18 protein-coding genes and 1 CRISPR repeat array are annotated in these 18,729 nt (G+C 72.3%); of the genes, 5 read left to right on the forward strand and 13 right to left on the reverse strand.

The annotated features are described in order from the left end of the window. Nucleotides 1-722 precede the first annotated feature (722 nt). Nucleotides 723-1,117: a CRISPR direct-repeat array (repeat unit 29 nt; unit sequence CGGTTCATCCCCACGCGGGTGGGGAACAC). A gap of 71 nt (nucleotides 1,118-1,188) precedes the next feature. The 10 genes from cas2e to BLR95_RS12940 form a co-directional block, all read right to left on the reverse strand. Further along, nucleotides 1,189-1,590, reverse strand: a complete 402-nt coding sequence (gene cas2e, locus BLR95_RS12895) for a type I-E CRISPR-associated endoribonuclease Cas2e (protein WP_092620878.1) — start codon at nucleotides 1,588-1,590, stop codon at nucleotides 1,189-1,191. Nucleotides 1,591-1,594: 4 nt separating this feature from the next. Further along, entirely contained in the window at nucleotides 1,595-1,897 is a 303-nt protein-coding gene (locus BLR95_RS16330) for a hypothetical protein (RefSeq protein WP_425438444.1), read from the reverse strand. A gap of 5 nt (nucleotides 1,898-1,902) precedes the next feature. Beyond that, nucleotides 1,903-2,655 (reverse strand): type I-E CRISPR-associated protein Cas6/Cse3/CasE, encoded by a 753-nt coding sequence (cas6e, locus tag BLR95_RS12905; protein WP_092620886.1) that lies wholly within the window; start codon nucleotides 2,653-2,655, stop codon nucleotides 1,903-1,905. Continuing rightward, nucleotides 2,652-3,461 (reverse strand): type I-E CRISPR-associated protein Cas5/CasD, encoded by an 810-nt coding sequence (cas5e, locus tag BLR95_RS12910; protein WP_092620889.1) that lies wholly within the window; start codon nucleotides 3,459-3,461, stop codon nucleotides 2,652-2,654. Before cas5e ends, cas6e begins: the two co-directional genes overlap by 4 nt. Further along, nucleotides 3,458-4,549, reverse strand: a complete 1,092-nt coding sequence (gene cas7e, locus BLR95_RS12915; protein ID WP_092620892.1) for a type I-E CRISPR-associated protein Cas7/Cse4/CasC — start codon at nucleotides 4,547-4,549, stop codon at nucleotides 3,458-3,460. Before cas7e ends, cas5e begins: the two co-directional genes overlap by 4 nt. Next, nucleotides 4,546-5,097 (reverse strand): type I-E CRISPR-associated protein Cse2/CasB, encoded by a 552-nt coding sequence (gene casB, locus BLR95_RS12920; RefSeq protein ID WP_092620895.1) that lies wholly within the window; start codon nucleotides 5,095-5,097, stop codon nucleotides 4,546-4,548. The genes cas7e and casB overlap by 4 nt, the downstream gene beginning before the upstream one ends. Nucleotides 5,098-5,119: 22 nt before the next feature. Further along, nucleotides 5,120-6,811 carry a type I-E CRISPR-associated protein Cse1/CasA gene (gene casA / locus BLR95_RS12925; RefSeq protein WP_092620898.1) on the reverse strand — a complete coding sequence of 564 codons (1,692 nt, stop codon included), beginning with the start codon at nucleotides 6,809-6,811 and terminating at the stop codon, nucleotides 5,120-5,122. Between the two features lie 93 nt (nucleotides 6,812-6,904). After that, the gene (locus BLR95_RS12930; RefSeq protein ID WP_092620901.1) at nucleotides 6,905-9,655 is read right to left on the reverse strand and encodes a CRISPR-associated helicase/endonuclease Cas3; all 2,751 of its coding nucleotides are present in this window, start codon (nucleotides 9,653-9,655) and stop codon (nucleotides 6,905-6,907) included. A gap of 26 nt (nucleotides 9,656-9,681) precedes the next feature. Continuing rightward, nucleotides 9,682-9,942 carry a hypothetical protein gene (locus BLR95_RS12935; protein ID WP_092620904.1) on the reverse strand — a complete coding sequence of 87 codons (261 nt, stop codon included), beginning with the start codon at nucleotides 9,940-9,942 and terminating at the stop codon, nucleotides 9,682-9,684. Nucleotides 9,943-10,020: 78 nt separating this feature from the next. After that, nucleotides 10,021-10,410: a hypothetical protein gene (locus BLR95_RS12940; protein ID WP_092620906.1), complete on the reverse strand. Its 390-nt coding sequence runs from the start codon at nucleotides 10,408-10,410 to the stop codon at nucleotides 10,021-10,023. A 122-nt stretch (nucleotides 10,411-10,532) separates the two neighbouring features. On the opposite strand from BLR95_RS12940, the gene BLR95_RS12945 reads away from it, so the two are divergent. Next, complete coding sequence (locus tag BLR95_RS12945) at nucleotides 10,533-11,519, forward strand: helix-turn-helix transcriptional regulator (RefSeq protein WP_092620909.1); 987 nt, start codon at nucleotides 10,533-10,535, stop codon at nucleotides 11,517-11,519. 6 nt (nucleotides 11,520-11,525) lie between these two features. Here BLR95_RS12945 and BLR95_RS12950 read toward each other — a convergent pair whose 3' ends face one another. After that, nucleotides 11,526-12,449, reverse strand: coding sequence for a metallophosphoesterase (locus BLR95_RS12950; RefSeq protein WP_092620912.1), 924 nt, complete (start codon nucleotides 12,447-12,449; stop codon nucleotides 11,526-11,528). Nucleotides 12,450-12,765: 316 nt separating this feature from the next. Here BLR95_RS12950 and BLR95_RS12955 point away from each other — a divergent pair, with 316 nt between their 5' ends. Further along, a complete protein-coding gene (locus BLR95_RS12955; protein WP_092620915.1) occupies nucleotides 12,766-14,097 on the forward strand; it encodes an anaerobic C4-dicarboxylate transporter in 1,332 nt (443 codons plus the stop codon). A gap of 84 nt (nucleotides 14,098-14,181) precedes the next feature. On the opposite strand, the gene BLR95_RS12960 is transcribed toward BLR95_RS12955, so the two are convergent. Together BLR95_RS12960 and ppa are read right to left on the reverse strand one after the other, a co-directional pair. After that, nucleotides 14,182-14,718, reverse strand: a complete 537-nt coding sequence (locus tag BLR95_RS12960) for a pseudouridine synthase (protein ID WP_092620917.1) — start codon at nucleotides 14,716-14,718, stop codon at nucleotides 14,182-14,184. Nucleotides 14,719-14,740: 22 nt separating this feature from the next. Next, nucleotides 14,741-15,295 carry an inorganic diphosphatase gene (ppa, locus tag BLR95_RS12965; protein ID WP_092620920.1) on the reverse strand — a complete coding sequence of 185 codons (555 nt, stop codon included), beginning with the start codon at nucleotides 15,293-15,295 and terminating at the stop codon, nucleotides 14,741-14,743. Nucleotides 15,296-15,531: 236 nt separating this feature from the next. Here ppa and BLR95_RS12970 point away from each other — a divergent pair, with 236 nt between their 5' ends. Genes BLR95_RS12970 through BLR95_RS12980 form a run of 3 tightly spaced genes read left to right on the forward strand, consistent with a single transcriptional unit; the run spans nucleotide 15,532 to nucleotide 18,652 of the window. Continuing rightward, entirely contained in the window at nucleotides 15,532-15,963 is a 432-nt protein-coding gene (locus BLR95_RS12970) for a SufE family protein (protein ID WP_245689521.1), read from the forward strand. Further along, nucleotides 15,960-17,333, forward strand: coding sequence for a M16 family metallopeptidase (locus tag BLR95_RS12975; protein WP_092620926.1), 1,374 nt, complete (start codon nucleotides 15,960-15,962; stop codon nucleotides 17,331-17,333). The genes BLR95_RS12970 and BLR95_RS12975 overlap by 4 nt, the downstream gene beginning before the upstream one ends. Beyond that, entirely contained in the window at nucleotides 17,330-18,652 is a 1,323-nt protein-coding gene (locus tag BLR95_RS12980) for a M16 family metallopeptidase (protein WP_092620929.1), read from the forward strand. The genes BLR95_RS12975 and BLR95_RS12980 overlap by 4 nt, the downstream gene beginning before the upstream one ends. Nucleotides 18,653-18,729 lie beyond the last annotated feature (77 nt).

Raw genomic sequence — 18,729 nt, forward strand, 5'->3', positions numbered from 1 at the left:
TCGAAAAGTCGGCACAGAACTTCTTGGCCGCTGTCATGTTGGCTTCAACACGACTCTGGATGCGGGATTATGAGTCCAGAACCTAGAGCAGATCGTGCGAAATGTGAATCGCGGAGCGCTTCACATTTCGCACGATCTGCTCTCGATCTTAGATGTAGAGCCGATTTGAGCGAAAAATCGTTAACCACCAAGTGGTTCCGATTTTTCGCTCTCGGCTCTAGGCGGGGCAAACGTGATCCGCCGTGAGAGGCGAGACGCGCCGACATGGCGCCCTGGGGTGGTCTTGATCCACCGACAGCGCGGATATACCCTGAAGGCGAAAGGCGGTGGTCGCGGACGGGCGCGCCAACCACCGCTGGCTTGCCAACCGCCCGATCAGGTTGGCGCTCACACCTCTTCAGGTCAGCGGGAGAGCCGCGTTCCGCTTTGGGCGCGATTGACGGTTCATCCCCACCCGGGTGGGGAACACCGAGCGGCGCTCCATTGGCGGGGCAAGTGAACTGAGGGGGCTCGAAACAGACTGAGGGGGCCCGGCCCATCCGGCCCCCCTCAAGTAGTGTGATCGCCTTGGGAGGGTGATGGGCACCTTCGGCGATGTCACCAACCTTTACCCTACGCCCGTCGAGCCCACGATCAAGGCGCCCAGGAAAGGCCGCACCCCTCCCACCCGCCCCTCCATGGCGGATCGGCTGCTCCGGCGATCCAGCCCCCCTTCAATCCCCCGGCTCATCCCCGCGTGGACGGGGAACACAATCAAATCCGAGAGCTGCGCAAGCCCCGAGGCGGTTCATCCCCACGCGGGTGGGGAACACGACAAGCCCATGCATCCCACCCTCATGCGCGACGGTTCATCCCCACGCGGGTGGGGAACACACAGACGCCCGGCGGGTTGTCCGGGTAATTCCCGGTTCATCCCCACGCGGGTGGGGAACACGTGCGCACGCTGTCCCGGCTGATATCATGCCCCGGTTCATCCCCACGCGGGTGGGGAACACGATGCCGCTGCCCGACCCGCTGGTGATCGACACGGTTCATCCCCACGCGGGTGGGGAACACCCGTGCACCCCCAGGCGCTGCTGGAAATCCAGCGGTTCATCCCCACGCGGGTGGGGAACACTCTTTCCAGAGCGCCCTGATTTTAAACACGTTTCACAATGTCAAACAAGCCACCGAGCGTTCATGCCCTGTTCAGGGCGTCCGTCCGGGCCCAGTTTCGATATTGGTTTCGATATTGGCTTCCATCTTGGTTGCCGCGTTGCTTTCGTCCCCGGGCGTGTCCGGTCCGGAGACCTCCGGCCGCTCCACGGCCGCATCCCGGGGCTGAAAGGCGACCAGCCGGAAGCCGTCATAGTCCACCGGCAGGCGCCGGTTGGGGCCGCAGGTGTCGATCTCGAAGCCGGCGTCGGTGGGGGCGCTGAAGGCCAGCACGCCACTGCCCTGGCCGATGTTGTCGAGCACCTGTTGCCAGATCATCTCGCGCGTGCGGCGCCCGTAAACGCCCACATAAACCCCGGCCCGCACCTCCAGCAGCCACACCGCGAGGCGGCCACGCAGGCGGGGCGGCACGTTCTCGACCACGATCACCATCATCGCCCTACCCCCGGTGCCCCTGATCGCCCGAGGGCGTCTCGGCAATGGCGGGAGGCTGGGCCTCCGGCGGCGCCTGGGGCGGTTCCAGGCCGCCGGCGGCCAGCACGTCCTCGATGGTCGGGATGAGCCGTCCCAACAGCTTCTCGCGACGGAAGGCATCGCGGATCAAAAGCCGCATGCCGGTGGCATCGACCACCACGAAGGTGCCGTCGATGACATCGAGCTGGCCCGGCTCGACAAAGATCAGGCTGGAGCGATCCTTGAGCGGGATCGGCTTGGGCGGGGTCAGGCCGGGCAGCGGCGGCACCGGGGTTATGCCCCCGGCGGCGCCGGACGGACCAGCAGCAGCCCGAAGCCGAACGCCTTGGCCGGGCCGATCCCCTGGCGCAGGGCGGCGGCGAAGGCGGCCGGGTCGGTGATGGTCAGCAGGCCGTCGAAATCGAGGCTGGAGAGCACCGCCTGACCGCCCCCGCGCCGCCCCACCCGATGCCGCCGGTAGCCGTCCACGGTGACGCGCGGCGTGCCATCGGTGGCGCGGTCCAGGGCAAAGCCGCGGGACTCGGCGCGGGCGGTCAGCCAGTCCAGGCCCTGGGTGCGCTCGAGCCCGGCCCGGGCGTCGCGCCGCGCCGCGCCGCTGTCGAGCGGATACAGCCCCTCCATGACCACGTCGCGGCGCCGGCTGGCGCGGCTGCCGTCGCCCCGGCGGCGGGCCACCGTGGGGTTGGCGCGCAGCGAGAAGGCCAGCCGTTGGCCGACCCGCCAGGGCACGTCCAGCGGCTTGGGTTCATCGATGTGGAACAGGTCGCCGTGATGGCTCGGCGGGCGGGCCGAGTAGGTGAGGAAGCGGCCCGGCTCGATCTCGCGCCACAGGAAATCGCGCCGGCGTTCGGGCGCGTCGGCGAACAGCGACCACATCAGGCGATGCCCGGTGGCCAGCGGCATCGGCGCGTCGCGACCGCCGGGCAGCAGGATCGGGGCCAGGGCGGCGGCGGCGGCATCGCGCTTCAGGGTGACGCGGGTGAGCAGCCAGGGCCGGTCCGACTCCGAGATCGAACGATCCGTCATGGCGTGGCCTCCTCGGTGGTGGGCGGCGGGGCGGCGGGCGGCGGGGTGGTGGGCGGCGGGGTGGTGGGCGGCGGGGTGGTAGGCGGCAGGGTGGCGATCAGCACGTCGCGCTCGGCGAACTGCCAGCGGTCACGGTTGAGCGGCACGTCGCGGCGGGTTTCGCGCCGCTCGACGCCGCTCAGCCCGGGGGCGCCGACATCGGCGGCGACGGTCCGGCCATCGGCGCCGAGCGCCGCGCGCAACGTCGCTTCCGGAGCCTTGGGCGCGCGCCCGGCCAGCGCCTCGGCCAGACTGTCGGCGGCGATCACCTGGGGATCGAGAGGCAGCGCGAAGGGGCAGCCGCGCCGCCCGAAGTAGGGCGCGAAGACCGGGCGGCGCAGGGCCTCGGCCAAAGCCTCGGGATCGGCGCTGCCGGTGCCATCGGGGCGTGGCCACAGGGCGACGGTGAACAGCGCGTCGGCCCGGTAGTCACGCCGCGAGACCAGGGTGTTCAGCTCGTGACGCGGCAGGGCCAACTCGTCCCGCCGGGTGGCGAAGGCACGCCCGCGCCGGGTCGAGGGCGCCTGGATGGTGTGGTAGTCGGTGAGCGGGCGGCCCGGCGCGTCGTCGCGCACGGCCATCGCCCAGGCCCCATCCAGCACCGCCAACGCCGCCCCCTGATGACGCCGGATGCCCAGCGCCGCCGCCAGCAGGCCGAGCACCCCGGAGCGCCCGGGGCGCGGCCAGCCCGGGCGGTTCTCGCCGACCGCGATCTCGCCCATGGCGGCCAGCGGGCCGTACAGGGCGAAGGTGACGAAGGTGGTCATGCCGTCTGCCTCGCGGCAAAGGCGGCCAGATCGGCCAGGGTCCCCGTCTCGCCCGGCCACTGCCCGGTCAGGTCCAGGGCGCGGGCCGCCGGATCGTTGCCATAGGCCCCGGCGAGGGCGGCCCGGGTCTCGATCAGCGCCGCCACCGACTGCCCCATCTGGTCGGTGCCGCCGACCGGCTTCAGGAACGCCATGGACAGCCCGCGCGGCATGTCCGGGCCGCGCTCGACCAGCACGAACTGGGCCAGGGTGTGGTGGGCGTAGCTGTTCACCTTGCCCTTGGGCACCACGGTGGCGGCGGCGCGGACCAGGGCGGCGATGGAGTCGTCGGCCAACCCTTCCTGACCTTCCAGGTTTTCGACCAGCAGGTCGCGGTTGATGCAGGCGTAAAGGTAGAAGACGCCGGCCCCGTACTCCTGCACGCCCACATGCCCGGCCCCGGAATCGTCGGCCTCGTGCGGGTCCTTCAGGTCATCGACGGCGGTATAGTAGTCGTCCTCGACGATCACCCGGTGGGTGGTCATGGCGTGGGCCACCTGGGCCGCCGCCTCGCGGTTGTAGCGCGGATCGTCGGCCAGCATGCGCCCGAACAGGGCAAGGTCGGCCGCCGTGTCGGTGCGCCGCAGGACGCTGTCGGCGCTGGGCTCGATGCTCTCGCCGGCCAGCGCCCTGTCGGCCAGGGCAAAGGCGGCGGCCCGCTCCTGGGGACTGATGAAGGCCAGTTGCTTGAGGTGGCGGGGGTCCTTGTTCGCCTTGGCCGCCTCGCCGTCGCCGCCGTCGTCCTCCAGCTTGCCGAACACGTCGGCGATGGCCCGGGCCGTCGACAAGGCCGCCTCCGGCGCCATGCCGCCGGCCACCAGATGGTCGTGGAGTTCCTCGCCCAGGCGCTTGGTGCGCTGGGCCAGATGGCCGGCCAGGGCCTGTTGGAAGGCGTCGGAGGTGCGCCAGGCCCGCTTCAGCGACTGGCTGGAGACGCGCAGACGGGGCGCGCCGCCCATGACCACCGTTTTCGGCCGGCCGCTGTCGTCGCGGTTCAGGTTGGCGGCCGGGTACGAGGCCAGGGCGTGGATCTGGATGAAGGTGCTCATGGGCTGTCTCCGGAAGCGGACGGAAGGTCGGCGGTGGGATCGGCATCGGGGCGGGCCCGGCCGGCGTTGTAGTAGTCGAACACCCAGCGCTGGCGGGTGTGGTCGGACCAGAAAAGAAGCGAGTGGGCGAGGTCGGCCACGTTGGCCGTGCCCTTCATCAGGCGGACCAGCCGCACGAAGGCGCTCATCAACTCGCTCTCGTCGTCGCCGTCGGTGAGCAGCAGGCGGCGCAGACGCTGTTCGGAAAGGGTGGCGCCCTCCACGTCGTCATCCTTGGTCGAGGTGGCGCCGACGGCGCGCATCACCGACAGGCCCGGGGCGTGCTCCTTGACGTGGGCCAGGGTCACCGCCAGGGCGCCGACCCGGCCCAGACGGTCCGGGCGGTCGGCACGGTTCAGGCGGCGGGCCAGGGTCAGGGTCTGGGGGACCAGCAGCGCCTCCAGCGGGCTGTGGCAGCGCCGGAGCCTGGCGGCGGCGGCCCGGTTGTCCCGCAGGTCGCGCCACCAGTCGAGCGCCACGGCGCCGCTATCGGGTTTGGGATCGGTCATGGGCGGAGTCTCCAATGGGGCCTCAGGTCTTGGCCGGGCGTCTCTTGGCGGAAGGGCGAGCCTTGGGCTTTTCGGGCGGCGGCAGGCCCAACGCCTCGACCACCTTGCGGCCGTCCTTGAGCTCGGGGACGAAATGGCCGGTGAGCCAGGAGCGGGCCGAGACGACGCGGCGGAACTCGGCCAGTTCCAACCCCTCGACCGGCGCCAGTTCGTCGAACAGCGCGGCGGCGGCGGCGCGCAGGGCGCGCAGGAAGCCACGGCGCGGGACGAGATACGCCTCTTCCGTCTCGCGCCCCTGCCCGGCGGCGGCGGTCAGGGCCGCGAAGAAGGCCGACTCGGTGGCCCGCCAGAAGCGGGCCTCGAGATGTCCGAAGTCGCCCCGGGCATTCTTCTTGGGGTTGGGGAACAGGGCCTCCTTGATGGCATCAACGGTGGCCCGGGCAATGATCTGAGCCGCCGCGACCAGGGCGGCGGCGGTGCCGTGGAGGCGGTCGCGGGTGTCCTCGTCGGGGCTGAGCAGCAGGGGCATCTCGGCCTCCACCCAGCCCCGGGCCTTCATGTTGTCCATGTCATAGCCGAAGGCACGCAGGCGCACCCCGTCATAGCCCCCCAGCCCGGCCAGCCGCGCCCGCGCCGCCGAGACACCGGCGGCGCACCGCCGGGTGGCCTCCCCGGACTCCCCGGACTCCAGGGTCAGGGCCAGCCAGTCGCGGTAGCCGATGCCCGAGGGCCCGCCGTGCACCGGCAGCCAGTCGGCGCCCGGCTTGGGACGGTAGTAGGGGCTCAAGGGGTGCCGGAAGCCGCCCTCGCCGTACTGGAAGCCGTAGGGGCGGGTGACGTAACCGGCGACCATCACCGGATCGGCCTCGCCGGTCAGGTCGCACGCCTCGCCCGGCTCGGCGGCGCGGAAGGCCAGACGGATGCGGCGCGGCATGGCGAACCAGACGTGGCGCGGATCGACCTCGGCCTGGGTGGTGCGCCGTCCCTGCTTGCCGGAAACCCGGGTCGGGCCGAGCCAGGGGAAGATGGCGGCGGGGTCGGCCGGCGCGCCGGAAGGTCGCCGTTCCTCGCAGTCCGGGCGGCTTTCCGCGTTGAGCCAGATCAGGTGCCACAGGGTGGCGCTGCCCGGGGGATCGGCTGGCGGCAGGACCACGGTGGTCAGGGGACCGCCGCCGCGCAGCGAGGTCATGTGGCCGGCGCCACCGCCCGGGGCATAGGTCTGAAGGGTCAACAGGGCCCAGGCGGCGGCGGGGCGCGACAGCCGGGCAACCCGGTCGCGGTGCACGAACAGATCGGTGTTGCGGCTGCGGGTCTGCTGGCCGGGGGCGTCGATGAGCAGGGCCTCGACGCCGGTTTCGTCGCCCGACAGCGCCGCCTCGTCCTGCAGGAAGCGGGGTCCCGCGCCGTCCAGCACCAAGGCCCGGGCGTGGGCCGAAAAGGCGGCGCGCAAGGTTTCCGGCGAAGGCGGCGATTGCCATCCCTCGTCCCAAGCCTCGCCGTCGGCCGGCGGGCAGGCGGTGGAGACCAGACCGATCAGGAACTCGAGCAGGGCGCCGTTGAAATCGGGGCGCGGCGCGGCCAGGGCGACCACCGGCGCATGGGCGCCGCCGGTGAAGTCGGTCAACTGGTCGGGCCGGATGCGATCCACCCGCCCATCGGCCCGGCGCACCGGCAACCAGGGGTGGTCGAGGAGGGAAAAAGAGCCGGTGGCCATGCGGGCTTACCTTTCACAGCGGGCATCAGTTCATTCAATGCGCGCATTGCATGTTGGACGCGCGGGGAGAGTTTTTAAGAGGCCGCCGAAAGTCTAGGAGTGTCCCGGGGGCAACCCACAGCCACCTTGAGGCGCGGGCTGTTCGTCGCCCGCCAGGCCCAGCCCCCGGCGGGCGCAATAGGTCAGGGCGCGCGGGCGGCCCTCGGGGTCGCGGGCCAGGCCCCGCCATGTGCCGTCGGCCCCGGGCTCCAGCGCCACCAGGGGCAGGTCGCGCTCCCAGCGCCCCCAGTCGGCCCGCGCCGCCGCCGCCGCCCGGGCCAGCTCCGGGTCGGGCTCTTCCCAGGCGACCGGGGCCAGCCACCGGGCCGACCAGGAAAGCTGCGACAGGCGCCAGGCCAGGGCCGGCGGCTGGTCGGGGCCGGGATCGATCCACGGGCGCAAGGTGGCGCCCTGCCGGCGGCCCAGGCGCAGCACCACCGGGTCGTCGCCGTCGCGGGTCTTCAGACGGTGGTCGGGCGCCCACAGCGGGGCGTGGGCGTAGCCCGCCGACAGGGCCAGCACGGTGGCCCGGGCCTTCGAGCCGCCGGCCAATGCCGCCCCGTCGGCGACGCGGCTGGCCGCCGTCAGGGCGGGCGGCTCGGTCGCCGCCGGCCCATAGACCGCCTCGATCAGCTCCCGGGCCCGGGCCGGCAGGTCGAAGGCGCCCAGCCGCTGGATCAGCCGCGCCGTCCGCCACAGCACCCCGGCATGGCGATAGACGGCGGCGGTGCCCGGCAGCTCGGCGCGCAGCCAGTCGGCCGGCGGGTCCTCGGCGGCCGGCGGGGCGACGACCAGCAGTTCGGGCGTGCCCAGGCGGTCCGGACGCGGGTGGCGCCACAGCCGGCCGGCCCGCTGGATGAGCAGGTCGATCGGCGCCAGATCGGTGACCAGGGCATCGAAATCCACGTCCAGCGACTGTTCCACCACCTGGGTCGCCACCAGGATGCGGCCCGCCCGCGCCTCGGGCTGGCTGTCGCGGCCGAAGCGGCGCATCACCTCGGCCTCGATGGCCAGCCGGTCGCCCAGGGCGAAGCGGGCGTGGAACAACAGCGGGGCGAGCCCCCGCGCCGCCAAGGCGTCGTGGGTGGCGATGGCGTCGTCCACCGTGTTGCGCAGCACCAGCACGGCGCCGCCGGCCCGCGCCGCCGCCTCGGCCGCGTCCAGCCCGGCGGCCACCGTCGGCAGGCAGCGCACCGGCAGGCGGCGGGCCTGCCGCGTCCAGGCGTCCACCGGCTCGGTCCGGGCGATCCCGGCGCCGTGCAGGGTCGCCGCCGGATAGGGCGCGGTGGCGGTCTGGCCGGCCGCCTCCAAGCCCCCGGCCCCGCGCGCGAAGGCCGCCGTCAGCCGGGCCCGCTGGGTCGCCGGCAGGGTCGCCGAGAGCAGCAGGGTATGGCCGCCCAGGGCGGCGTGGGCCTCGATCAGGGCGGCGATCTCCTCGCCCACGTAGGCGTCGTAGGCGTGGACCTCGTCGAGGATCAGCACCTTGCCCAGCAGGCCGAAGCGGCGCAGCCCGGTATGGCGGGCCGGCAGCACCGACAACAGCGCCTGATCGACCGTGCCCGCCCCCACGTCGGCCAGGAAGGCCAGCCGCCGGTCGTCGGCGATCCAGGCGGCGCACTGCGCCCCGGCCGGCTCGTCGGCGGGGGTTTGCGGCACGCCGCCGCCATAGGCCCCCTCGCCCGGCGCGGCGGGCAACCGGGCCGCCCGGAAGCCCGGGTGCAGCCCCCGGTCGCCGTGGGCCAGGGCCAGGGAGGGTGCCGCCGAGGCAGCGAACAGGCGGCGGTAGAGGGCGCCCAGGCGGTCGAACATGGCGTTGGCGGTGGCCTGGGTGGGCAGGGCCAGATAAAGGCCGCCGGCCCGGCCCGCCGCCATCAGCCGGTGGGCCAGCAGCAGGGCGGCCTCGGTCTTGCCGCTGCCGGTCAGGTCCTCGAGCAGGGCCAGCACCGGGCCATGCGCCGGCAGGGCGACGGTGGCCGCCCACTGTTGCAGCGGAGTGGGCGTCAGGTCGGCACCGCCGGTCAACCCGGCCAGCCCCCGCGCCGGGGCCGCCGGGGCCGGCACCACCCCGGCCTCGGCCACCGCCGTCGCCGCCGCCGGCCGGGCCACTTGGTGCCAATAGGCCGCCGGATCGTCCGGCGCGGCGGCGTAGGGAAACCAGCCCTGGGCCGAGCCGATCCAGTCGGCGGTGGCGATCAGACCGGCGACCGCCAGCGCCGCCCGCTTGGCCGCCGCCTCCTTGAGGGGGGGCGGCTCGGCCGGGGCCAGGGTCGCCACTACCCAGCCGGCAAAGGCGTTGGCGGCCGCGCGGCTGGGCGGCGGAAACAGCCGCCTGGCGAGGTCCCGGGTGGTGCCGGGATCGTCGCGCGGCGGCCGCCCGTGGTGGCCGAAGGCCGCCGGCAGCAACTGGTTCAGGCCCCGGCGCGGACCCAGCCGTTGGGCCACCTCGGGCGGGCACAAATGGGCGAACCACAGCCAGCCGGCGGTGTCGTGCCCGGGATCGGCGAGCACCGCATGCCCGCCCAGCACGGCGGGCAGATGCGCCGGCACCTTGGCCTGGAAGGGCAGCGCGAACTTGCCCATGTCGTGCAGCGCCGCCAGGGTGACGAGCAGCGGCGTGCAGACCGTCTCCGGCAGGGCCAGCGCCTCGGCCAGGGCGCGGCGGCGCAGCGGGTCGGCGGCCAGCAGACGCTCGGCCACCGCCGCCACGTCCAGGGCATGGCAGACCAGGGGATGGGTCGGCAGGTGGAGCGGTGCGTCCCGCGACGGGTGGGCCTTGCCCCAGAACGCCAGGAACGGTTGCCGCATGGCCTCGGCCCCTCCGCTCAATGGGCTCAGCCCCGGTGGTCCGAGGCGGCTTCGGCGGAGACTTCGGCGGAGACCTCGGCGGCAACCTCGGCGCTGGCCAGGGCGTTCTGGACCGCCGCCACCTGGCGCAGCGCGGCCCGATCCTGGCGGGCCCGGGCTTCCATCCCCAGGTCGGCCAGTTCGTAGTGGAAGGCCGCAAGGCGTGCCTTCAGGCGATCGGCCAGCGGTCCGGGCGGCTGGCCGGGACGCTGGGGGTGACGGTGCGGGTGAAGCGATGACACGGACATGGCGGACTCCCTCTCGGCCTTATTCTCGGCAACGGCCCCGACATCCCGCAGCCTGACTCACCGCCCTGCCAGTTTCGGTCACCCTTGGGGGAGAAACGCGATCTCCACGGGTCGGTCCGCCATGCCCAAGCGCGGCGCCACCGGAATGGCCGAGAAGAAGGCCGCGACATCGGCCATGCCGCGCGCCCGGGGATGCTCGCACAGCAGCGGCCCGGGCCACAACCAGACGCCGCGACGGTCGAACAGGATCACGCTTTGCAGGAAGGGGCGATGCGTGCCATTCTCGGTCACCCACGCGCCGCGCAAGGCGCCGTCCCAGGGCGCCAGGATGAGCAGCCCATCGGGCCGCCGCACGGCCAGCGTCCCATCGGGCAGCAGGCGGGCTTCGGGCGGGCGGGCCTCGGGCGGGCGGGCGGACGGGTGGTCGGGCGGGCGGTCGGTCGGGTGGTCGGGCGGTCGGGCGGCCATGGCGACCCCTTGGATGGTGGATGGGGAGGTGGTCTCCCGCGCGTTCCATCATACTCGGTCGTGGGGGAGTCAGAAGCGGTCACCCATGTTCCACCTCCGTTCCCTCTTCCCGGAGTCCCGGCATGCGTCACGAGAAAGGCGAGAACCTGCTCCATCTGGCCCTGGAGATGCAGGCGGCGCGCCACGGCCTGTCGCTGGCCGACATCGAACGGCGCTTCGGGGTCGGCCGGCGCACCGCCATGCGCATGCGCGACGCCGTGCTGCGCCTCTTCCCCCAGGCCGAGGAGGTCCCCCAGGGCGACCGGGTGCGCCGCTGGCGGCTGCCCTCGGGCACCCTGGACCGGCTGCTGGCGGTACCGGCCGACGAACTGGCGACGCTGGAGTCCGCCATCAAGCTGATGGAGGACCACAACCGGCCGCTGGAGGCGGCCACCCTGGCCGGTCTGGCGGCCAAGCTGAAGGCGGTGATGCCGGCCGCCCATCTGCGCCGCGTCGAGCCCGATCTGGAGGCCCTGCTGGAGGCCGAGGGGCTGGCCTGCCGCCCGGGGCCGCGCCCGCGCCTCGACCCTCAGGTCATCGACACCCTGCGCCAGGCCCTGAAGGCGGGCCGCGCGGTGCGTCTGACCTACGGCTCGCGCCGCGCCCCCGAGCCGACGACGCGGGTGGTCCATCCCTACGGCTTCCTGCACGGCCACCGCCACTATCTGGTCGGCCGGCAGAGCGCGCCGGCGCGGCCCGAGGTGCGGCTGTACAGCTTCCCGCGCATCACCGCCGCCGAGGCCCTGGACCTGCCCCTGGAACGCGACCCCGACTTCGATCTGGCGGCCTTCGCCCGGCGCGCCTTCGGGGTCTTTCAGGAGGCGCCGCAACAGGTGGTCTGGCGCTTCGCCCCGTCGGCCGCCGAGGAGGCCCGAAGCTTCCTCTTCCACCCCGACCAGACCCTGGAAGCGCAGCCCGACGGCGGGCTTGTGGTGCGCTTCACCGCCGGCGGCCTGCTCGAAATGGCGTGGTACCTTTATACCTGGGGCGAGGCGGTGGAGGTCCTTGAGCCGCCCGAGCTGGCCGCCCTGGTCCACCCCCACCGCCGGGCCTGGGGCGCCGTTCCATAGCCGGTCTCACGCGCCCCGTTCGCAGGCCACGAAGCCGTCGGGGCGCAGCACCGCCTCGCCATCCCACCGGTAGGCGACCAGCTTGCCGCCCGGCTTGGCCACGCTGTAGTCGAGGCAGGCGATGTTGGGGGCCAGCGGCTCGGGGGTGCCCTGCATCCAGTAGTGGCCCACGAACAGCGGCTTCTCGTGGCGCCCGTAGGTCACCAGATGGTCGCCGTCGATGGGGTCGTCGGGGATGTGGGGGGCGGCGCTTTCCGGCCCCAGGTAGAGGTCCCGGTAGGTCCGCCCCTGGCCCCACCAGCGAACCCGCATCTGATGACGCCGGATGCCATCGTTGTCGGCGTAGCCGGCGCCCTCGGGCAGATCGATTTCCTTACCCTTGAGCAGCGTCTCGACGGCCCGGTACTGCCACGTGCCGCGCCGCGTGGCGGCGTGGAGCAGGGCGTCATCCAACCTGACCTCGGCCCCCGGACCCTCGGCGAGACGGCGGATCGCGGCGGCATCCCAGCAGGCGTGGATGACGCGCAGGCCCGGCAGGTCCAACCACAGGGGCAGGGTGCGGAACCACGCCACCGCCTCGGCCCAGACCGCCGGCCGGTCGGCAAACTCATCCAGGAAGGCCCGGTGCTGATGGGTGTTGCGCTCGTTTCTCGGCCGCAGATGGCCGCCCGCGCCGTCCGCCGTGTGATAGGCGATGGCGTTGAACTCATGATTGCCCATGACGGCCAGCGCCGCGCCGCCGTCGATCATCGGGCGCACGAGGTCGAGGACGCGCCGCTGGTGCGGCCCCCGATCGACGAAGTCACCCACGAAGATGGCTTGCCGGCTGGTGTGCCGGTAAGCGGCCCCCTGCCGACGATAGCCCAGGCGGACGAGCAGCGCCTCCAACTCGTCCGCCCGGCCGTGAATGTCGCCAATCAGATCGTACATGCGTCTTCCTCGTCCCCGGGCCCGGCGGCCATCACGATCCGGGCGCGCCGTGGCGACATCATGGCGATGGCGGCGGCGGCGTGCATCAACCGTCGGCCCCCACAACAGGGAGCCCCGCAACCCGGCCATGCGCCAGGGCCAGCCCAACACGCCTGGACCGCCGGCGTCGAAGCGGTCACCATGCCCCTCTTCCGGCCGGCTCGGCGGGGCCCCACGCTGGTCCACGCCGCGCCGTGCCCCACGCCCGGGCAGGGACGTGGTTTCGCGCCGTCCGTGGTCCGCGCCACGGAAAACGAGAGCAACAAGGAGACTGGCGATGTTGTGGATCCAACTGGCCATCACCCTCGGCGCCCTGTACCTGGGGGCGCGCATCGGCGGCCTGGGGATGGGCATAACCGGCGGCCTGGGCGTCGTCATCCTGTGTTTCGGCTTCGGGCTGGAGCCCGGCTCGCCGCCCATTTCGGTGATGCTGATCATCCTTGCCGCGGTGACCGCCGCCTCGGCGCTGGAGGCGGCCCGGGGCATGGAATGGCTGGTCCAGCTTTCCGAGCGCCTGCTGCGCCGCTTCCCCAAGGCGGTCACCTTCCTGGGGCCGCTGGTCACCTACAGCATGACCGTTTCGGTGGGCACCGGGCATACCGTCTACGTCATCCAGCCGATCATCGCCGACGTGGCGCGCAAGACCGGCATCCGCCCCGAACGCCCGCTGGCCGCCGCCTCGGTGGCCTCGCAGTTGGGCATCACGGCCAGCCCGCTGTCGGCCGCCGTGGTCTGGATGGTGACCCAGTTCGAGGAGCAGGGCGGCGCCTACACCCTGGGCGACGTCTTGATGATCACCATCCCGGCGACCCTGGTCGGGCTGCTGGTGGCGGCCACCGCGCAAAGCTTCGTCGGCAAGGACCTGAAGGACGATCCGATCTATCAGAAGCGCATGGCCGACCCGGTCACGCGGGCCGAGATCGAGGACGCCGATGCCTCGCTGCTCGGCATCACCCTGCCGGCCAGCGCCAAGCGGGCGGTGGCCATCTTCCTGGCCGGGCTGGTCTCCATCGTGGTGCTCGGCATGTTCCCCGAGTTGCGCCCGGTGGCCGACGCCGCGACCGGCAAGCCGGTCGGCATGGGCGACGTCATCCAGATGGCCCTGCTGGCCACCGCCGCGATCATCGTGCTGACCTGCGGCGTGAAGGCCAAGACCATGGTTTCGGGCGGCGTCTTCCGCGCCGGCATGAGCGCCGTGGTGGCCATTTTCGGCATCGCCTGGCTGGCCGACACCTTCGTCACCAACAACCTCGACACCATCAAGCCGGCCATCGAGGGCATGGTGTCCGAGAACCAGTGGATGTTCGCCTTCGCCTTCTTCCTGGTCTCGATCATCGTCAACAGCCAGGCGGCGACGGCCAAGATGCTGGGCCCGTTGGCCTTCCAGTTGGGGGTGGCGCCGGCCACCCTGATCGGCATCTTCCCGTCGGTCTATGCCTACTACTTCATCCCCAACTACCCGAGCGATCTGGCCACGGTGAACTTCGACCGCACCGGCACGACGCGGATCGGCCGCTTCCTGCTCAACCACTCGTTCATGCTGCCCGGGCTGCTGTGCACCTGGGTCTCGGTGGGCACCGGGCTGCTGCTGGTCAACCTGCTGCTGTAGGTGGGGCGGGCCACGCCACACAGGCAAGGGGCGGCGGCCAGAGGGGCGCCGCCCCGAAACTTTGCCCCCAGTTTTCCACGGCCCCTACCCCGGCCGCCACTGCCCGGGGGCCAGTCCGTCCAGCCCATAGGGGCCGACCCGGGTGCGGATCAGGCGCAGGGTGGGGTGCCCGACATGGGCCGTCATCCGCCGGACCTGACGATTGCGGCCCTCGCCCAGGGTGAGCTCGATCCAGCTTGTGGGGATGCGGGCCCGGTAGCGCACCGGCGGCTCGCGCGGCCACAGCCAGGAGGGCTCATCGACCCGGCGCGCCGTGGCCGGGCGGGTCGGGCCATCCTTCAGGGTCACCCCGCCGGCCAGGGCGGCCAGGGCCGCTTCGCCGATGTCGCCCTCGACCTGGACCAGATAGGTCTTCTTCTTGCCGTGGCGCGGCTGGCTGAGGCGGGCCTGGAGCCGCCCGTCATCGGTCAGCACCAGCAGCCCCTCGCTGTCGCGGTCGAGCCGCCCGGCGGGACGCACCCCCGGGCGGTCGATGTAGGCGGCCAGGGTGGGGTGGCCGGTTCCCTCGTCGGTGAACTGGCTGAGCACCCCGTACGGCTTGTTGAACAGGACGACGCCCACCGCCCCGTTCTCCCCGGCTCGGCTACTTCTTTTTCTTGTCACCCTTGAGGGCGTCCTGGTGGGCCTTGATCGAGGCCTCGATCACCTTGGCCGCCTCGGTGGCGTTGCCCCAGCCCAGGATCTTGGTCCACTTGCCCTCTTCGAGGTCCTTGTAGTGGGCGAAGAAGTGCTCGATGCGGCGCAGCTCCACGGGGCGCACGTCGCCGAAGTTGGTGACGTTGTCGTGGTAGGGATGCAGCTTGGAGTGGGGCACGGCGAGCAGCTTCTCGTCCATGCCCGCCTCGTCCTCCATGCGCAGCACGCCGATCGGGCGCGAGCGCAGCACCGAGCCGACGGCCACCGGAATGCGGCCCAGCACCATGACGTCCACCGGATCGCCGTCGTCGGACAGGGTGTGGGGGATGAAGCCGTAGTTGCACGGGTAGTGCATGGCGGTGTGCAGGAAGCGGTCGACGTACATGGCGCCCGATTCCTTGTCCACCTCGTACTTCACCGGGTCGGCCCGCATGGGGATCTCGATGATCACGTTGACGTCCCAGGGCGGGTTCTCGCCCACCTTGATCTTGCCGATATCCATGGCTCTTGGTGTGTCCTCTTGCTTGGCAGAACGCCAGAGGGGGCACGCCGTCCCCCGGACATCGGGGGGCGGGGCGCCGGGCTGGCGAAACGGGAAATGGCGGCGCACCATACCCGCTCGGGGCGCCCTGTGCACCTGCGAAGTTGCTTCCCGCAACTAAAGACCCCAAGGGTTCCCCTTTGCCGTCGGGGAGCCCATATTCGCCCCATTGCCGCCAACAAGCGATGAGGCCAAGGGTGAGCACCGCGCTGGATGACCTGTACGACACCTTCGAACTGCTCGGCGACGACTGGGAGGAACGCTACCGCCACCTGATCGACCTGGGCCGCCAACTGCCCCCCCTCTCCGACACCGAACAGGTACCGGCCAACAAGGTGGAGGGGTGCATGAGCCAGGTGTGGATGGTCATCGGCCCCGACCCCGCCGCCCCCGACCGCCTGACCTTCCGCGCCGTCTCCGACGCCCACATCGTGAACGGCCTGATTGCCGTGCTGCGGGCCCTCTACGACGGCCGCCCGGCCTCGGAGGTGCTGGCGTTGGACATCGACGCCGCCTTCGCCCGCCTGGGCCTGGACGAGCATCTGTCGCCCAACCGGCGCAACGGCTTTGCCGCCATGGTCGGACGCATCCGCCAGACCGCCCAGCAGATGACGGAGGACCAGGCATGAGCCCGCTGGCCCGCCGCCTGACCCTGCTGGCGCTGGTCATCCTCCCCCTGGCCCTGCCCAGCCCGGCCCGGGCCGAGGTGTTCGGGGCCGAGACGGCGACCCTCAAGAATGGCCTTCAGGTGGTGGTGGTGCCCAACCATCGCGGCCCGGTGATCCATCACATGGTGTGGTACAAGGTGGGCGCGGCGGACGAACCGCCCGGCAAGTCGGGGCTGGCCCACCTCTTGGAACACCTGATGTTCAAGGGCACCGAGAAGGTCCCGGCCGGCGAATTCTCGAAGATCGTGGCCCGCAACGGGGGGCGCGACAACGCCTTCACCGGCTCCGACTACACGGCCTATCACCAGACCATTGCCCGCGACCGCCTGCCCCTGGTCATGGAGCTGGAGGCCGACCGGCTGGCCAACCTCCGGCTGGCCGAGGAGGATTTCCAGACCGAGCGCCAGGTGGTCCTGGAGGAACGCCTCTCGAGGGTCGAGAACGAGCCGGCCGCCCTGCTTGCCGAGCGCCTGGATCTGGCCCTGTGGGTGACCCACCCCTACCGCAACCCGGTGATCGGCTGGGAGGACGAGATCAAGGCCCTGACCCGCACCGACGCGCTGGCCTTCCACGCCGCCCATTATGCCCCCAACAACGCCATCCTGGTGGTCGCCGGCGACGTGACGCTGGACGAAGTGTTGCCGCTGGCCGAGAAGTTCTTCGGCCCCATCCCGGCGGCCGAGGTGGCCGAGCGAACACGGCCCGAACGCCTGCCGCCGCCGGCCCGGGCGACCATCGAGATGGCCCACCCCCGGGTCGCCCAGGCCAGCTTCCGGCGCCTCTATCCGGCCCCGGCGGCGAGCGATCCCACGGGCGACACCCCGGCCCTCGAGGTGCTGGGCGAGATCCTCGGCGGCGGCGGCAGCAGCCGGCTCTATCGCCGGCTGGTGGTCGACGACGCGGTGGCGACCACCGCCGGCCTGTGGGTCGACCCCCATGGCCGCGACTACGCCACCGTCGGGCTCTATGGCCGGCCCCGCCCGCCCCACACCCTGAACGACCTGGAAGCGGCCATGGACGCCGAGATCAGCCGCCTGTTGGCAGACGGCGTAAGCGCCGAGGAGGTGGCCGGGGCGATCGACAAGCTGACCGCCCGCGTCGCCTACGCGCGCGACGATCTGGCCACCGGCGCCGAGGTGCTGGGCCGCGCCCTGGCCACCGGCAGCACGGTGGCCGAGGTGGAAGCCTGGCCCGAGCGCATCGCCGAGGTGACGCCCCAGCGGGTGATGGCGGTGGCCCGCGCCGTGCTGGGCGGGGAGCGCGCCGTCACCGGCCTGCTGCGCCCGGCCGCCAGCGCCCCGGAGACCAGCGCTCCGGAGGCCCGCCAATGAAACGCCTGATCGGACTGGCCTGCCTGCTGCTTCTCGCCGTCGCCGCCCCGGCCCGGGCCGAGGTCGCCGTCACCGAGGTTCGCGGCCCCGAAAGCGGCGTCACCGCGTGGCTGGTCGAGGACCGCACGGCACCGGTCGTCTCGCTGGCCCTGGCCTTCACCGGCGGCGCGGCGCTCGACCCGGCCGAAAAGGCCGGGCGGGCCCGCCTGCTCGCCGGTACCCTGGACGAAGGGGCGGGCGAGCTGTCCAGCCCCGCCTTCCGCAAGGCGCTGGAGGACGACTCCATCGAGCTGTCCTTCTCGGCCCGCCGCGACGAGTTCAGCGGCCAGTTGAAAACCCTGGCCGAGCGCCGCGACCGGGCCTTCGAGTTGCTGGGTCTGGCCCTGAGCCAGCCGCGCTTCGACGCCGACCCGGTGGCGCGGGTGAAAAGCCAGATCCTGGCCGCCCTCGAGCGCGACGCCGAGGACCCGCAAACCCTGGCCATGCGCCGCCTGATGGCCGAGTTGTTCAAGGGCCACCCCTACGCCCGGCCCACCGCCGGCACCCCGGAAACGGTGGCCGACCTGAACCGCGACGACCTGCTGGCGGCCGCCCGCGCCACCCTGGTCCGCGACCGTCTGCTGGTCACCGTGGTCGGCGCCATCACCCCGGCCGAGTTGGCCCCGCTGCTCGACGTGGCTTTCGCCGATCTGCCGGAAACGGCGCCCCAACAGGCCCCCGTGCCGGACACCACGCCGCGCCCCCCGGCCAGCCCCGAACAGGCCACCGTGCACATCGCCAAGGACCTGCCGCAGGCGGTCGCCGCCTTCGCCCAGCCCGGGATCAGGCGCGACGACCCCGACTGGTACGCCGCCTATGTGCTGAACTACATCCTGGGCGGCGGCGGCTTCTCGTCGCGCCTGATGCAGACGGTGCGGGTGGACAACGGGCTGGCCTACAGCGTCTACAGCTATCTCTACCCGTTCGACCATGCCGCCCTGTGGCTGGGCGGGGTGGCCACCTCGGCCGACAGGATCGACCGCTCGCTCGACCTGATCCGCGAGGAGTGGCGGAAAATGGCCGAAAACGGCCCGACGGCGACGGAACTGGCCGACGCCAAGACCTACCTGACCGGCGCCTGGGCCCTGCGCTTCACCAGCACCGACGGCATTGCCGGCCTGCTGCTGGCGGCGCGGCGCGAGGGGCTGGGCGAGGACTACGTGAACCGCCGCAACGACTTCATCGAGGCGGTGACGCTGGGCGACCTGAAGCGCCTCGCCGCCCGGCACCTGGATGCCGATCAGGTGCTGACCGTGGTGGTCGGGCCAAAGGCCCAGTAACCAAAGGTCCAGTAAAACGCCCGCCCCCGGCCCGCCTTTGCTAGAGTGGCCGGGGAGTGCCATCCATCGTCCAAGAG

This window comes from Roseospirillum parvum (genome assembly GCF_900100455.1).
Lineage (GTDB): Bacteria > Pseudomonadota > Alphaproteobacteria > Rhodospirillales > Rhodospirillaceae > Roseospirillum > Roseospirillum parvum.

Bases quoted from the DNA above. Each gene is read 5' to 3' on its own strand.
- cas2e (WP_092620878.1), bottom strand. From the start codon at position 1,590: ATGATGGTGATCGTGGTCGAGAACGTGCCGCCCCGCCTGCGTGGCCGC.
- cas6e (WP_092620886.1), bottom strand. From the start codon at position 2,655: ATGACGGATCGTTCGATCTCGGAGTCGGACCGGCCCTGGCTGCTCACC.
- cas5e (WP_092620889.1), bottom strand. From the start codon at position 3,461: ATGACCACCTTCGTCACCTTCGCCCTGTACGGCCCGCTGGCCGCCATG.
- cas7e (WP_092620892.1), bottom strand. From the start codon at position 4,549: ATGAGCACCTTCATCCAGATCCACGCCCTGGCCTCGTACCCGGCCGCC.
- casB (WP_092620895.1), bottom strand. From the start codon at position 5,097: ATGACCGATCCCAAACCCGATAGCGGCGCCGTGGCGCTCGACTGGTGG.
- casA (WP_092620898.1), bottom strand. From the start codon at position 6,811: ATGGCCACCGGCTCTTTTTCCCTCCTCGACCACCCCTGGTTGCCGGTG.
- BLR95_RS12930 (WP_092620901.1), bottom strand. From the start codon at position 9,655: ATGCGGCAACCGTTCCTGGCGTTCTGGGGCAAGGCCCACCCGTCGCGG.
- BLR95_RS12935 (WP_092620904.1), bottom strand. From the start codon at position 9,942: ATGTCCGTGTCATCGCTTCACCCGCACCGTCACCCCCAGCGTCCCGGC.
- BLR95_RS12940 (WP_092620906.1), bottom strand. From the start codon at position 10,410: ATGGCCGCCCGACCGCCCGACCACCCGACCGACCGCCCGCCCGACCAC.
- BLR95_RS12945 (WP_092620909.1), top strand. From the start codon at position 10,533: ATGCGTCACGAGAAAGGCGAGAACCTGCTCCATCTGGCCCTGGAGATG.
- BLR95_RS12950 (WP_092620912.1), bottom strand. From the start codon at position 12,449: ATGTACGATCTGATTGGCGACATTCACGGCCGGGCGGACGAGTTGGAG.
- BLR95_RS12955 (WP_092620915.1), top strand. From the start codon at position 12,766: ATGTTGTGGATCCAACTGGCCATCACCCTCGGCGCCCTGTACCTGGGG.
- ppa (WP_092620920.1), bottom strand. From the start codon at position 15,295: ATGGATATCGGCAAGATCAAGGTGGGCGAGAACCCGCCCTGGGACGTC.
- BLR95_RS12975 (WP_092620926.1), top strand. From the start codon at position 15,960: ATGAGCCCGCTGGCCCGCCGCCTGACCCTGCTGGCGCTGGTCATCCTC.
- BLR95_RS12980 (WP_092620929.1), top strand. From the start codon at position 17,330: ATGAAACGCCTGATCGGACTGGCCTGCCTGCTGCTTCTCGCCGTCGCC.